Source organism: Salinarimonas sp. (assembly GCF_040111675.1).
Lineage (GTDB): Bacteria > Pseudomonadota > Alphaproteobacteria > Rhizobiales > Beijerinckiaceae > Salinarimonas.
Window position 1 is genome coordinate 3,012,408 of record NZ_CP157794.1, and the last position, 13,589, is coordinate 3,025,996.

Consider the following 13,589-nt stretch of genomic DNA (forward strand, 5'->3'; position numbering starts at 1 on the left):
CCGAATGCGCGCCGGGCGCTCTCGCCACGGGTTCTCCACAGATAGGGCGGGAACGCCGGGATCGCATCCGGCGTTCGGGCTGCGCTTCCACATGGAGGAAGCGTGATTGGGAGTATCCCCCGATGAAGCGTCATTCGTTCACCACCGCCTGCGCGCTCTCCGCGCTCCTCCTCGCGGGGCCCGCGCTGGCGCAGTCCGGCACGTCCGGCGCGTCCGACCAGCCGTCCTCCGCGACGGAGACGATGCAGGTGATGCCGCCGGCTCCCGAGGGGAGCACGACCGGCCAGGCGCAGACCGGCGAGCCGGCCGGCGAGCCGCAGCCGATCCAGGCCGAGACCGACACCACGTCCGAGCCGGTCGAGGTCCAGGTCGAGACCGTCGAGGCCGACACGCAACCCATGGGCGGCGACGTCGAGCTCCAGGGAGGCTTCATCGCCCGCCAGGGCCAGAACCACCTCATGGCCTCCGAGCTGATGGACGCCGAGGTGCGCACCGCCGGCGACGAGGATCTCGGCTCGGTGGAGGACATGCTCGTCACCGCCGACGGGCGGATCCTCGGCGTCGTCGTGGGGGTCGGCGGCTTTCTCGGCATCGGCGAGAAGCGCGTCGCGATCCCCAGCGAGGCGATCGAGGTGATCTTCGAGGGCGAGGCCGAGGCGACCGAGGAAGCCGGCGCGACGCAGCCGCCCGCCGCGCAGACCGGCCGGGGCCTCGCCATGACCGGCGGGACCGACATCCGGCACATCCTCGTCGACTATACACGCGAGGAGCTCCAGCAGGCCCCGGACTTCGCCCGCCTCGACCAGCAGGGCCGGGCCGAGGGTCAGGCGGAGACCGAAGCCGAGGTCGAGACCCCGACGCAGCCCGTCGAGGCCACCGGCGCCACGCCGCCGCCTGCCGAGGACGACACGGCCCCCGCCCAGCCGCAGTGACGCTCGGGAGAGGAAGGGGCGCGGTCGCGAGGAGGCATCCCCTCGTGCACCGCGCCTTCCCCTCGCCGGCGGCGGATCGGGCCGTCGCCCCTCCTCATCTGAGCGTCCACAGGAGCGCCAGACCACCGGCATAGGCTGCGAGCACCGCCCAGCTGTCCACACCGAGCCGGGCGAGCTTGCGGTCCGCGCGCTCGATGAGGCCGGCGGCGTAGATCAGCGTCAGGACCGCGCCGAGCAGCGCCGCGACGACGGAGAAGGCGCCGACCTCGGCCAGGGCCGGACCCTCGCGATAGGCGAGATCGACCACGAAGACGAGGCCGACATCGAAGATGTTGGTGCCGAAGATGTCGCCCATGGCCATGCGGTAGCGACCGCGCCGCACGGCCCCGTACAGGGTCGAGACCTCCGGCAGGGACGTTGCGAGGGAGACGAGGACGAGGCCGACATAGGCCTCGCCGATCCCGGTCTGCTCGGCGAGGACGTCGCCCGCGCGTGCGAGCAGATAGCCCGCGACGACGAGGATCGGCGCGAGCAGTCCCACCATTGCGACGGGCGCGGGAAGGCCGTGCGTGCCCTTGCGCCGGGCGCGCCGACCGCCGTCGGCGGGCAGCTCGCGCCCGTGGCTGCGCGAGACGATCACCAAGAAGACGATCCCCGCCGCGAAGGTCGCCGCGCTCCAGGCGCCGACGCCCATCACGGCCACCTCCCCCGCGGCGATCCCGCCGGCGAGGAGCGCGAGGAGCGCCGCGCAGAGCACCGGCTGCAGCAGCAGGCTCGGCCGCGCCGCCTCGCCGGTGATGGCGCGCCCGCCGACCAGCGCGTCCGCGAAGGCGATGAGCACCACCTGCATCGCCACGCCGCCGAGCAGGTTGTTGATCGCGAGCGACGCTTCACCCGAGAGCCCGGCCGACACCGAGACGGCGATCTCCGGCAGCGAGGTGACGGCGCCGAGCAGCAGCATGCCCACCAGGGCCTGGCCGAGCCCGTATTCCTCGGCGATGGCGTCCGCGGCGCCGGCGAGCCGCGTGCCGGCGAGCCAGACGACGGCCGCCGCGGCGGCGAACACGAGTGCGACGAGCCAGAGAGGCAGGGCGGCGAGGTCGACGGGCATGCAGCGGAAGCGCTCCGGAAATGCGGCGGGAGGGGCTCCCGCGACAACGACCGAAGGGTTAAGCTGATCCCGCCGGACGCGAACCGATCGCCCGGCGGCGGGTTGCCACCCCGCCGCGGCCCCTCCCGCGCCGCACCACGAAAGCGACCCGATGACCGTGAGCGCGTTCTCCTCCCTCGCCCGCCTCCAGCGGCTCTCCCTCGATCCCTGGCTCGACCTCTGGATGGCGAGCGCGCGGCTCGGCTTCGAGGCGCAGGCGGTGATCGGGCTGCGGCTCGTGGGGCTCGCCACCGGCGCCGTTCCCGCGCAGGAGACGCACCTCCTCGTGCCCGAGAAGCTCGCGGCGCTCGCCGATGCACAATACCTCGTCGCCCGCGCCGCCTTGACCGGCCGGGGCTCGACTGCCGCGGAGGACGTCGTGCGCCTCTATCGCCGGCGCGTGCGCGCGAACCGCAGGCGGCTGACACGGGCGGCGTGAGGTCCCGGTCGACGCGGCGGGCGGCGGCGTCGGGCGGCGGCGTCGGAAACGGCGAAAGCCGCCGGCGCAAGGCGCCGACGGCTCGCTATCGTCTCGCTCGATGTCATGGCGGATGCTTTCGGACGGTTCGGGCGCAGGCCCGGTCCGTCGCGCCGCGCCGGCTCAGGCGGTGGCGGCGTCGGACCCCGCCATCGCCTTGGCCTGCCCGACCCAGTCCTCGCGCTCGATCCGCCCCGGAAAGGCGAGATAGGCGCCGACCCATCGCACCTGGGCGTCGTCCCAGGCGGCGATCTGGTCGAGATGATAGACGCCCAGCGCGTTGAGCTTCTTCTCGTTGGTGGGCCCGATGCCGTTGATGCGCTTGAGGTCGTCCGGCTCGCCACGGGGCGCGGCGAGCGCGGGCGGCCGCGAGCCGACGGCGTCGGCCTTCTCCTCCGGCGCGGCGTCGGCCGCGACGGCTTTCGCTTCGGACGCGACCGCCACGCCGGCCGTCGGGGTAGTCGCGTCGTTGGCCGGTTCGTCGTTGGCCGGCTCGCCCGGGCCGGCGAAAGCCGGCTCGGCCGGCGCCGCGGGAGCGGGCGCCGGAGCTGAGACCGGAGGCGCCACCGGCGCCCCGCCCTCCCGCCGCACCGGGTCGAAGGCGTGGACGGCGGCCGGGCTCTCCGGCCCGCCCTCCGTCTCCGGCCCGGCGAGAACGTAGGTCCCGAGCGCGCGGGCCGGCCCGCCGCCCTCCCGGGAGACGTCGCGCCACATCATGTAGTCGACGACGCCCACCGTGACGCCGCCCATGACGAGGACGAGCAGCCCCGCGCCGAGATCGCCGAGCCCCGCGACGATGCTCGCCGCCGCGACGTAGCCCAGCATGGCGAAGACCGCGGCCGCCGCTCCCTTCGGGAGCTTTCCTCCGCTCTCGACGATGGTCATGATCATGCCGCGGTCCCCTTCGTCACTGGCTGGTGGCGGGCGCGTCGGCGCTGGCCGGCGTCATCTCCATGGGCGGGTCCTGGAGCTCGGGCGGCCCGAAGGTCGTGAGCTCGGGGTGGGCCTCGATCATGGAGTAGCCGTACATCGGCTTGTAGGCGCCCTGGTGGCAGGTGGTGCAGTTGATCTTGGGCGCGTCTCCGCCGGGCCCCATCCGGTCGGCCGGATATTCCGGACCGAGCGGGACGAGGTATTCCTGGTTCATCGCCTGGGTCATCCGGATCATGTGCCAGGCCGTGGTGCGCTGCGGCGGGCTCTGCTCCCAGTCGCCGAACGAGCGGCTGTTGTGGCAGTAGGTGCAGTTCACGCCGAGCGACTGCGACATGTGCATCATGAGGCTGTAGGTCCACTCCGTCTGCTTGATGGAGGTGCGGTTGCCCGTCGGCAGCGCCGTCTCGCCCGCGACCCGGATCTCCTCCGGGCCTTCGGCGAGGTAGGTCACCAGCGGATCGAACGGCAGGGAGGACAGGCCGGCCGTCTCGGAGGGCAGGTTCTGCTCCGCCGGATTGCCGACGAGGCCGGTCCCGCGCCACTGGCCCGGATCCTCGAACCAGACGTATTCCGGAACGTTCTGGCCGCGATGGCAGGTGTAGCAGGTCACGCCCGTGGGCATGACGTGCTCGTTCCAGGTCTCGTTGATGTCCATCGTCATCTGGATCATGCGACGGGCCACGCGCTTGGTGTAGAGGCTGTCGGACGACAGCTCCTCGCCTTCGGCGTGGCAGTAGGCGCATTGCTGCTCCGGCGCGACCCAGTTCGAGATGGACAGCATCAGCCGGTTGAAGTCGCTGACGTCGAGATGGCCGAGGACCTGGACGTTCTCGTAGATCTCGGAGGCCAGGATGCCGGCGGGCTCGATCGGCGGCTCGGGCTCGGGGAACTCGGTCTCGGCGACCTGGTTCGCGAGCGCGACCTGGTTGTAGACCTGCACCATCCCGTTGCCGCGATAGCCGGTCTGGACCGACTCGGTGTCCGGCCATTCGAAGGTGGAGACGATCCCGACCCCGATCACGGCGGCGACGGCGCCGCCCATGCCGAGCCAGAAGTTGCTCCAGGCGGTTCTCTGGTTCATTGCGCACCTCCGGTCAGGGTCGCCGGGTCGGGCAGGACGGGATAGGCGACCGGGGTCGGCGGAGCGACGCCGTGCTTGACGGCCCACTCGTACCAATTGTCGACGACGGTGCCGGTCAGGAGGATGCCGATGCCGCCGGTGAGCGGCGTGAGGACGGCGAACCACCAGGCCCAGCGATGGATCGACTCGGCGGTGGCGCAGAACCCCATGGTCCAGCGCCAGAACAAGCCGCCGCGCTCGAAAGCCGTGCCGCGGTCGACGATCTGCTCGACCTCGTGCTCCGACCCGTAGCGGGTCGTGGCGAGCACGGTCGCGCCGTGCATGGCGAAGAGCAGGGTCGAGCCGTACAGGAACACGATCGAGAGCGCGTGGAACGGGTTGTAGAAGAGGTTACCGTACCGGATCGAGAACGCGGCCGTCCAGTCCAGGTGCGGGAAGATTCCGAAGGGCACCGCCTCGCCCCAGGAGCCCATCAGGATGGGGCGGATGAAGCCGAGGACGAGGTAGAGCCAGATCGCCGCGGCGAAGGCCCAGGCGATGTGCGTGCCCATGCCGAGCATGCGCGCGCGCCGGTAGACCCGCAGCCACCACAGCAGGATGGAGGCCGTGAGGAAGAAGCCCGCGAGCAGCCACCATCCGCCCTCGTTGAGCGGCGGCAGCGACAGGCCGTAGGCCGGCGGCGGCGGCTCGAGCGCGAGCCAGGGCAGCTGGCGGACGAACTCGATCGGGTCCCAGTTCACCGAGGCCCACATGTTGAGCCCGATGATCTCGATGGCGATGAAGCCGCACAGGATGGAGGCGAGACCGAGCCAGCCGAGATAGACCGGTCCGACCTGCGCGTCGCCGATGCGCCCGAGCACGTGGACGAAGCCGGGCTTGCCCGAGCGCACCCAGGGCCCGCGGGCGATCGGGACGCCCGCATAGGCCGGCCCGCGCACCTGGACCTGCGTGAAGATGTTCTGATAGTCGGCCATGATGCTGACCTCCCCTTACGACCAGATCGGAAGGTCGAGCCACCAGCCCCACCATTCCGGCCAGCCACGGCTCCAGAAGGGGCCGCTGATGATGATGCACACCGCGCTCCAGAACCCGGCGGACAGCGCCAGGAAGAGGCCGAGCCGGTGGATGCCGAGCGTCCCGATCGACCAGCCGATGATGTCGCGGAAATACGTGTTCTCGTGCTCGGCGGTCTTCACCACCTTGTCGTTCTTCGGGGGGTTGGCGGCGGAGAGCACGAGGCCGCCGTGCAGCGACAGCGCGAAGGTCGTGGTGAAGAAGAACGTCACCGCGATCATGTGCGCCGGGTTGTAGTGGAAGTGCAGGTATTGATAGCCGACGTTCGACACCCAATCGAGATGGCTGAAAATTCCGTAAGGGAATCCGTGACCCCAGGCGCCGAGCAGCACCGGGCGGATGACGACGAGGGAGAAATAGGCGAAGACGGCGACGGAGAACGCCACGGGCACGTGATAGCCCATGCCGAGCTTGCGCGAGATCTCGGCCTGGCGCCCGACCCAGGAGCCGAAGGCCCCGAGCGCGCAGATGGTGATGAGCTGCCACAGCCCCCCCTCCTTGAGGGGCGCGAAGCCGAGGCCGTAGCTGAGGTCCGGCGGATCGATCGAGATCTGCCAGATGTTCCAGGTGGGACCGATCGCGGCGCCGTAGACGATCAGGCCGGTGCCGAGAACGGAGAAGAATATCGTGGTGACGCCGAAGAAGCCCACGTAGAACGGGCCGACCCAAAAGTCGAAGAGATCTCCCCCGATCAGGGTCCCGCCGCGAACGCGGTACTTCTTCTCGAAGCTGAGCATGGACATGTGCAATCCCCCATCGTGGGAGCGTTCGAGCGTGACGCGCCGCTCCGCGGCCGCGAAGCGGTAAAGCGAACGGGGCGGGGGCGCGCGGCGCGCCCGTCCCGTCCGCGGAGGCTCTATCGAGCGTGGCTCACGCCCGGCGTCAGCCGGGCATCGCCGAGTTCTGCGGAACCGTGATCACCGCAGCCGACGGACCCTCGAGCCAGTTGAACCGGTCGGTCGACAGCAGGATGAAGTGGATCAGCAGAGCCAGGGTGAAGAGGAACGTGAACAGCGCGATCAGCGTCCGACGCGGATCGAACAGCAGCCAAACTCGCCACATGATGGACCTCCTTACCCGATCATCGGGGTGATGGTGGTGAGGAACTCGGTCGCGCCCTGAAGCGCGGCATAGCCCTCGTCACCGGGAAGCCAGGGGCGCCACATCCAGGCGAGGATGTGGGCGATCAGGGCGATCACGGTGAAGGCGATGAAGCTCGACATGAAAATCGAGTGGAATTCCTTCGCTTCGCCTTCCGTGAGGCCCGTGAGCGTGCCCCTGACGGGTGTCGTCGACTCTGCCATTCTTACCTCCTGGTCATGAGTCTTCGGCTTAGACCGCGATCAGTCCCGCGGTCTCGGACGCCGCGGGTCTCCCCCGCGGCAGGCCTCCGTCGGCGTCGGAAGACGTCGGCGGAATGGGAAATCGTCGGCTAGCCCATGAAGGCCAACGGGACGGCCCGGCAGGCGGCGGCCTTCGCCTCCTCCCACACGGAGCCGCGCCTCGCCGTCGGCGCGTCGGGCCCACGCCGGCGGGGCGCCAGGCGCGAGGCGACCTCGATGACGAGGAAGACGGGAAGGAGCCCGGCCAGGATCAGCCGGTACTCCAGCGCGTCGCCCTTGCGGGCGGCGAGGATCTCGCGACGCGCCGCCTCGGGCGCGCTCGAGAGGCCCGCGATGCGCGCGCCGCCGAGCTCGTGCTCGAGCGCGCCATTGGGGTCGATCGCCGGGAAATTCATGCGAATTCTCCTTCGCCGAGGGCCGCGCGGGCCCGCATCAGCCGTTCCGTGGTGACCTCGTCCTCGCCGGCGCGACGGGCGTCGCGCTCGGCCGCGTCGCGCAGGCGCTTGGCGGCGGAAATCCGCACCAGGACGGGATAGTCCTCGACCACCCGGTCGAGCGTCTGCTTCGCCTCGCGCGACCACGGCAGCGGTCGCTCGAGCCGCGAGGGCGTCGCCTCCACCCGGTCGAGATCCGAGCCGAGGGGCAGGATGTGGAAGAGCGCGTCGAACAACGCGTTGCAGACCTCCTGCACGAGGTAGGTCGCGCCCGCGTAGCCCATGAACGGCGTGCCTGTGTGCCGCCGCACGATGGCGCCCGGGAAGCTCGCCGGGATGAAGGCGGCGCGGCCGCCCTTCTCGGCGAGGTACATGCGCTCATTGTAGGAGCCGAGCATCACGAGGGGCGGCTTCTCGTGGCAGAGCCGGCGCACCTCCTCGTTGTCGGTCTTGCCCCCCGGCTTGCGCTCCACCGCGAAGGCGCAGGGCAGGCCCATGTCGTCCTCGAGGAAGCGGCGGATGCCGCGGGCGTAGGTCTCGTTCGCCACGATCGCGAAGGACGCGGTGGCGAAGAAGTCCTGCGTCACCGAGCGCCAGAGATCCCAGATCGGCTTGATCGTGGTGTGCTTCTCGCGGGCGATGAAGGGCTCCGGGTCGAGGCCGAGCTCGGCGCCGAGCGCCCGCAGGAAGGCCGTCGTGGCGGTGAGCCCGATGGGCGCCATCAGCCACGGCCGGTCGAGCGCCTCGCAGAGCAGCCGGCCGTATTCGCGGTGCAGGCACACGTTCACCTGCGCCTCGCCGAGCTTGGGAATGTCGGCGACGTGGGAGCCGAGCGGGAAGGTCATGTGGACCTCCGCCCCGATCCCCTCGATCAGCCGGCGGATCTCGGCGAGGTCCGACCAGGTGTTGAAGGTGCCGTAGATCGGCCCGACGATGTTGACCTTGGGCTTCTCGCCCTCCCCCACGGGCTTGGCGGGCTTGACCTTCTTCGGGCCGAACTCGCGCCACAGCCAGAGCATGGCGCGGTTGGCGCTCTGCCACTGATCCTCGTCGATCGTGCGCGGCAGGAAGCGCTTGATGTTGGTGCCCTCGGGCGTGACGCCGCCGCCGATCATCTCGGCGATGGAGCCGGTGACGACCACGGCGGGCAGGTCCGGGTCGAGCGTCTGGTGGGCGCGGCGCATCGCGCCCTCGGTGCCGGTCTGGCCGAGCTCCTCCTCCGCGAGGCCGGTGACGACGACCGGCAATTCGTGCGGCGGCAGCGCGTCGGTATAGTGCAGCACCGCGGTGACCGGCAGGTTCTCGCAGCCCACCGGGCCGTCGATGACGCATTGCAGGCCCTTCACCGCGGTGAAGACGTAGACGGAGCCCCAGTATCCGCCGGCGCGATCGTGATCGAGGACGAGCATCAGATCATGTCTCCCGTCGGGGTCTGGGCCTTGGCGCGCTGGCGCTCGAGCGCCTCGCGCTGCTTGCGGTAGCGGTCGCGGTAATTCGGGCGCGAGATCGGCTCGCCCTCCCAAATTCCGGCGGCGTCGCCCTCCCCCACGCCCTCGAAGAAGGCCTTCATCCCGTCCATGCGGCTCTTGCCGGCGATGGCGGCGTTGACGACCTGGGCGAGGGAGCCCGCGCCGGCGGCGCCCATCAGCGGGCGCGCCGAGATCAGGTTGGTGAAGTAGAGGGAGGGGATGCCCTGCGCCTTCGCCTTCTGCACGACGGGCGTGGTGCCCACCGCGAGGTCGGGGCGGTGGTAGTCCATCGCCGCCAGATCGTCCTCGAGCGAGGCGCGGTAGCGCACGGTGACGCCGCGCGCCTCGAGCCAGGCGCGGTCGGCCTCGGACCAGCGGGTGCGCGGGCAGGCGGTGCCGACGTAAGGCACCTCCGCCCCGCTCTCGATCAGGAGGCGCGCCACCAGGAGCTCGGAGCCCTCATAGCCCGACAGCGTGATCTTGCCGGCGATCGGCTTCGCGGCGAGCGCCGCCTCGATGGCGCCGAGCGCCTGGGCCTTCGCCGCCTCGATCAGCTCGGGCGCGACGCCGGCGGCCTTGCCCACCGCCTCGAGCCAGGCGGCGGTCCCGTCGCGGCCGACGGGCGCCGAGCCGACGACGGGCCGGCCCGCCGCCTCGAGCTCGCGGATGGAGGCCGTGTAGAACGGGTGGATCGCGGCGACAGCCACGCAGTCGAGCGCGGCGTAGAGCTCGCGCCATTCCCGCGTCGGCACGACCGGCCCGGCCGCGAGGCCCATCGGCGCGAGCAGCGCGTCGATCGACATCGGGTCGGCGGGAAACATCTCGCCGAGCAGCGTCACGGTGGGGCGCTCGGAGCGGCCGCCGCGCGGCGCCTGGACCGGCCCGGTCTCGGCCTCGGAGCGGGCGAACTTCAGCATCGCGCCGGCGAGGACGTCCTTGGCCTCGGCGTGGGTCGGCACGCCGAAGCCCGGCACGTCGATGCCGATGATGCGCACGCCGTTGATCGTGTCCGGCAGGAGCCGCAGCGGCACGCCCGACGCGGTCGGGACGCACAGGTTGGTGACGACGATCGTGTCGTAGAGCGCGGGGTCCGCCATGTCGTGCACGGCGTCGCGGATGTCCTCGAAGAGCTTGCCGGTGACGAGCGTCTCCGAGTTGAACGGCACGTAACCGACCGTGCGCTTCGCCCCGTAGAAGTGCGAGGTGAAGGTGAGCCCGTAGACGCAGCAGGCCGAGCCCGAGAGGATCGTCGCCGTGCGGCGCATGCGCAGGCCCACCCGCAGCGAGCCGAAGGCCGGGCACATGGATTGCGGCTGGTCGTGCGGCCCCTTCGGATAGTCGGCAGCGTACTGCTCGAGCGTCTCGTTCAGGCCGGCGGCGCGGGCGGCGGCGCGCATCGTCTCGGCGCCGCCGTGGCAGCCCGATCCGGCCGCCTCGATCCCGTCCGGACGCGCCGCCGGCTGCGGCTTCGGAGCCGGCCGGTCGACGGTCGCGATCAGCGTCGTCGTTCGCCGCGGGGTCTCGGTGATCGTGGTCATGCCGCTCCCCCGCTCAGCTGTCGTAGACGATTTCGAGCGAGGGCCGGGTCACGGCGTCGACGCCGCACATGTCCTCGTAGGAGGCGGGCTCGAGCACGACGCCGCGGCCGACGTCCTCGGACTTGAACAGGTCGAGCAGGCCCTCCGGCGAGAGCGGCGCCGGCTGCAGCGGCGGCGCCTCGGCGACCGCGAGGCCCAGCTGCTCGAACAGGGGCGCCCATTCGCCGCCGGGCCGGCCGATGATCTCGTAGTTGGCGCTCTTGCGGCGGATGTCCTCGTGGGCCGGGATGGCCGCCAGCACGGGAATGCCCACCGCCTCGGCGAAGGCCTGCGCCTCGCCGGTGCCGTCGTCCTTGTTGATCACGAGGCCGGCGACGCCGACGTTTCCGCCGAGCTTGCGGAAATATTCCACCGCCGAGCAGACGTTGTTGGCGACGTAGAGCGACTGCAGGTCGTTCGAGCCGACGACGATGACCTTCTGGCACATGTCGCGGGCGATCGGCAGGCCGAAGCCGCCGCAGACCACGTCGCCCAGGAAGTCGAGCAGGACGTAGTCGAAGCCCCAATCGTGGAAGCCGAGCTTCTCGAGCAGCTCGAAGCCGTGGATGATGCCGCGCCCGCCGCAGCCGCGGCCGACCTCCGGCCCGCCGAGCTCCATGGCGAAGACGCCGTCGCGCTTGAAGCAGACGTCGGAGACGGTGATGTCCTCGCCGGCGAGCTTCTTCTTCGAGGAGGTCTCGATGATGGTCGGGCAGGCCTTGCCCCCGAAGAGCAGCGAGGTCGTGTCGCTCTTGGGGTCGCAGCCGATGAGGAGCACGCGCTTGCCCTGCTGGGCCATCATGTAGCTGAGATTGGCGAGCGTGAAGCTCTTGCCGATGCCGCCCTTGCCGTAGATCGCGATGATCTGCGTCTCTTTCTTCTCGGGCAGGCTCTTCTCGACGGGGGTGACGGCGTTCATGCGGTGCGCCTCCAGTCCAGGATCATCTTCAGGCACGAGGCGTCCTCGAACGCGGTGCGGTAGGCCCGCGCCGCGTCCTCGGCCCCCTCGCGGTGGGTGATCAGGCCGTCGAGCGAGAGCGCTCCCGAGGCCACGGCGTCGACCGTGGCGTCGAGATCCGCACGCTGCCATTCGGCGGCGACGCGGATGCGCGCCTCCCTCATGAAGGCCGGGGGAAACGAGAAGGAGAGCGGCTTCGAGTAGAAGCCGGCGAGCACGACCTCGCCGCGGGGGGCGAGGCGCGAGATCAGCGTGTCGAGCAGATCGCCGTCGCCGCTGACGTCGACGATGACGCCGTAGCCGCGCGTCTCGTCGTCGGCGGGATGGCCGACCGTGTAGCCGACGGCGCCCTCCGCCCGCACGGGATTGGTCTCCCATACGGTCGGGGCATGACCCTTCATCACCGCGATGCGGGCGATGAGGCGCCCGAGGGCGCCGTGGCCGACGATCAGGTCCGGAGCCGCGTCGGCGATCTCGACCGCGTGCCAGGCCGTGGCCGCGAGCGCCAGCAGCGTGCCCTGGGCGAGACCTTCGGGCCGCTCGAGGAAGGCGTCCGGGAGAGGCGTGAGCCGCGCGCCGGGGCTGACGAGCCGCGCCGCGGCGCCGCCGAACAGGCCCCGGATCTCGCCGTAGCAGCGCGCGCCGGGGACGTAGACGCCCTGCCCCACCGAGAGCCCGCTGTGCGGCCCGGCCTCGATCACCCGCCCGACCGATTCGTAGCCGGGGACGAGCGGGTAGCCCATGCCGGGGAAGGCGGGCATGCGGCCGGTATAGAGCAGCCGCTCGGTGCCGGTGGAGATGCCGGAATAGGCGATCTCGACGACGACGTCCTCGGGGCCCGGCGCGTCCAGCGCGACGGTCTCGACGCTCAGGCGCTCCGGCTCGTGAAGGACGACGGCTCTTGTGACGGTCACGGCGGCCCTCCCTGTTCCGAGCCTATTCGTTGTGCATGTAAATCTAGGCTGACAGTCACTGATGTCAATCTAAACTAACACCCGATGCGGCTAATGCGGACCCCCGCGTGGTGCTCACGCTGTCGCCACGACGAGGCTGGCGACGAGCGGCATGCGGGTGCGCACGAAGCGCGAGCCGGAGAAGCCGGCGCGTGCGACGAGATCGGCGATTTCAGCGGGCGTGCGGGGCCGGCCGGAGCCCATGGCGTAGAGATAGAGGCCGAAATAGGCCTGCGTGACCGCCCGTGCGCCGGGCGTGTGCGACATGGGCTCGCCGACGAGGAGCGTGCCCCCGTCCGGCAGGGCGGCGCGCGCGGCCTTCAGGATGGCGAGCGCTTCCGCATCGTCGTGATCGTGCAGGATTCGCACGAGAGAGATCGCATCGGCGCCCAGCGGCAGCGAATCGGCGAAGACGCTGCCGCCGACGGCCTTCACCCGTCCGGCGAGGCCCCAGGCGGCGAAGCGCGCCTCGGCCGCCCGCGCGACGGCGGGCAGATCGAACAGGACGAGCGCGGTCTTGGGCGCGCGGGCGGCGGCCTCGCGCAGGAAGGCGCCGGCGCCGCCGCCGACGTCCATCAGCCGCTCGTGCCGCGAGACGTCGTAGGCGTCGAGGATCTGGCGGGCGACCATGGGCTGGGAGGCCGCCATCAGGTCGGTGTAGGGGGCGATGGCGTCGTCGGCGAGGGCGCCCGGCTCGGCGGCGCGGGCATAGGCCCAGTAACGCGCCAGAGCTCCGCCGCCGGGACCGCGCCGCAGGCAGGCGACCGGGTCGGCGAGGTCCTCGTAGAGGAGCGGGTGGTGCAGCGCCATCGGCGCGATGGCGGGATTGCCGAGGAGCGCCGCGCCGTGACGGCCGAGGCCCCAGCGGCCCTTGGCGCGGGGCTGCAGCAGGCCGATGGCGGCGGCCGCCTCGAGCAGGCGCCTGGCGCCCTCCTCCGGCAGGTCGGTGCGCGCGGCGATCTCGGCGACCGTGAGCGGCTTTCCCCGGAGCGTCTCCAACAGGTCGAGCCGCAGGCAGGCGAGGAGCGTCTGCGAGTAGACGAAGCCCGCGACGATGTCGAACAGGTCCTCTGCGCGCCGCCGGGCCACCGGGCGGAACAGCGGGAAACGCTCGGCGAAGGCCTGGAACCGCGGCGCGGCGAGGAGCCGGTCGCGAATCGCGAGCACGAAATCGGGCAGGCGCATCGGCCCTCGTCCGGTGGTGAGG

General features: G+C 71.2%; 15 protein-coding genes. 2 read left to right on the forward strand and 13 right to left on the reverse strand.

Features of this window, described 5'->3' with window-relative positions; genetic code table 11:
* Positions 1–122 precede the first annotated feature (122 nt).
* Complete coding sequence (locus tag ABL310_RS13970; RefSeq protein WP_349367623.1) at positions 123–932, forward strand: PRC-barrel domain-containing protein; 810 nt, start codon at positions 123–125, stop codon at positions 930–932.
* Between the two features lie 94 nt (positions 933–1,026).
* Here the strand turns inward: ABL310_RS13970 and ABL310_RS13975 are convergent, their stop codons facing one another.
* A complete protein-coding gene (locus ABL310_RS13975; RefSeq protein ID WP_349367624.1) occupies positions 1,027–2,043 on the reverse strand; it encodes a sodium:calcium antiporter in 1,017 nt (338 codons plus the stop codon).
* A 151-nt stretch (positions 2,044–2,194) separates the two neighbouring features.
* On the opposite strand from ABL310_RS13975, the gene ABL310_RS13980 reads away from it, so the two are divergent.
* On the forward strand, positions 2,195–2,521 hold the full coding sequence (locus ABL310_RS13980; RefSeq protein ID WP_349367625.1) for a hypothetical protein: 327 nt from the start codon (positions 2,195–2,197) through the stop codon (positions 2,519–2,521).
* 162 nt (positions 2,522–2,683) lie between these two features.
* Here the strand turns inward: ABL310_RS13980 and ABL310_RS13985 are convergent, their stop codons facing one another.
* From ABL310_RS13985 to ABL310_RS14040, 12 genes are all read right to left on the reverse strand, one after another.
* Complete coding sequence (locus tag ABL310_RS13985) at positions 2,684–3,451, reverse strand: hypothetical protein (RefSeq protein ID WP_349367626.1); 768 nt, start codon at positions 3,449–3,451, stop codon at positions 2,684–2,686.
* Between the two features lie 16 nt (positions 3,452–3,467).
* Positions 3,468–4,574 (reverse strand): photosynthetic reaction center cytochrome PufC, encoded by a 1,107-nt coding sequence (gene pufC / locus ABL310_RS13990; protein WP_349367627.1) that lies wholly within the window; start codon positions 4,572–4,574, stop codon positions 3,468–3,470.
* Positions 4,571–5,548, reverse strand: coding sequence for a photosynthetic reaction center subunit M (gene pufM, locus ABL310_RS13995; protein WP_349367628.1), 978 nt, complete (start codon positions 5,546–5,548; stop codon positions 4,571–4,573). The genes pufC and pufM overlap by 4 nt, the downstream gene beginning before the upstream one ends.
* A 15-nt stretch (positions 5,549–5,563) precedes the next feature.
* On the reverse strand, positions 5,564–6,391 hold the full coding sequence (gene pufL, locus ABL310_RS14000) for a photosynthetic reaction center subunit L (protein WP_349367629.1): 828 nt from the start codon (positions 6,389–6,391) through the stop codon (positions 5,564–5,566).
* Between the two features lie 139 nt (positions 6,392–6,530).
* A complete protein-coding gene (pufA, locus tag ABL310_RS14005; RefSeq protein ID WP_349367630.1) occupies positions 6,531–6,710 on the reverse strand; it encodes a light-harvesting antenna LH1, alpha subunit in 180 nt (59 codons plus the stop codon).
* 11 nt (positions 6,711–6,721) lie between these two features.
* Positions 6,722–6,952 (reverse strand): light-harvesting antenna LH1, beta subunit, encoded by a 231-nt coding sequence (gene pufB, locus ABL310_RS14010; RefSeq protein WP_349367631.1) that lies wholly within the window; start codon positions 6,950–6,952, stop codon positions 6,722–6,724.
* A 128-nt stretch (positions 6,953–7,080) separates the two neighbouring features.
* Positions 7,081–7,386, reverse strand: coding sequence for a hypothetical protein (locus ABL310_RS14015; RefSeq protein WP_349367632.1), 306 nt, complete (start codon positions 7,384–7,386; stop codon positions 7,081–7,083).
* Positions 7,383–8,834, reverse strand: a complete 1,452-nt coding sequence (bchZ, locus tag ABL310_RS14020) for a chlorophyllide a reductase subunit Z (RefSeq protein WP_349367633.1) — start codon at positions 8,832–8,834, stop codon at positions 7,383–7,385. The genes ABL310_RS14015 and bchZ overlap by 4 nt, the downstream gene beginning before the upstream one ends.
* Positions 8,834–10,432 carry a chlorophyllide a reductase subunit Y gene (gene bchY, locus ABL310_RS14025; protein ID WP_349367634.1) on the reverse strand — a complete coding sequence of 533 codons (1,599 nt, stop codon included), beginning with the start codon at positions 10,430–10,432 and terminating at the stop codon, positions 8,834–8,836. Before bchY ends, bchZ begins: the two co-directional genes overlap by 1 nt.
* A 13-nt stretch (positions 10,433–10,445) precedes the next feature.
* The gene (locus ABL310_RS14030) at positions 10,446–11,390 is read right to left on the reverse strand and encodes a chlorophyllide a reductase iron protein subunit X (RefSeq protein WP_349367635.1); all 945 of its coding nucleotides are present in this window, start codon (positions 11,388–11,390) and stop codon (positions 10,446–10,448) included.
* Positions 11,387–12,343, reverse strand: coding sequence for a chlorophyll synthesis pathway protein BchC (gene bchC / locus ABL310_RS14035; RefSeq protein ID WP_349367636.1), 957 nt, complete (start codon positions 12,341–12,343; stop codon positions 11,387–11,389). Before bchC ends, ABL310_RS14030 begins: the two co-directional genes overlap by 4 nt.
* A 114-nt stretch (positions 12,344–12,457) precedes the next feature.
* Positions 12,458–13,567, reverse strand: a complete 1,110-nt coding sequence (locus ABL310_RS14040; RefSeq protein WP_349367637.1) for a methyltransferase — start codon at positions 13,565–13,567, stop codon at positions 12,458–12,460.
* Between the last annotated feature and the right edge of the window lie 22 nt (positions 13,568–13,589).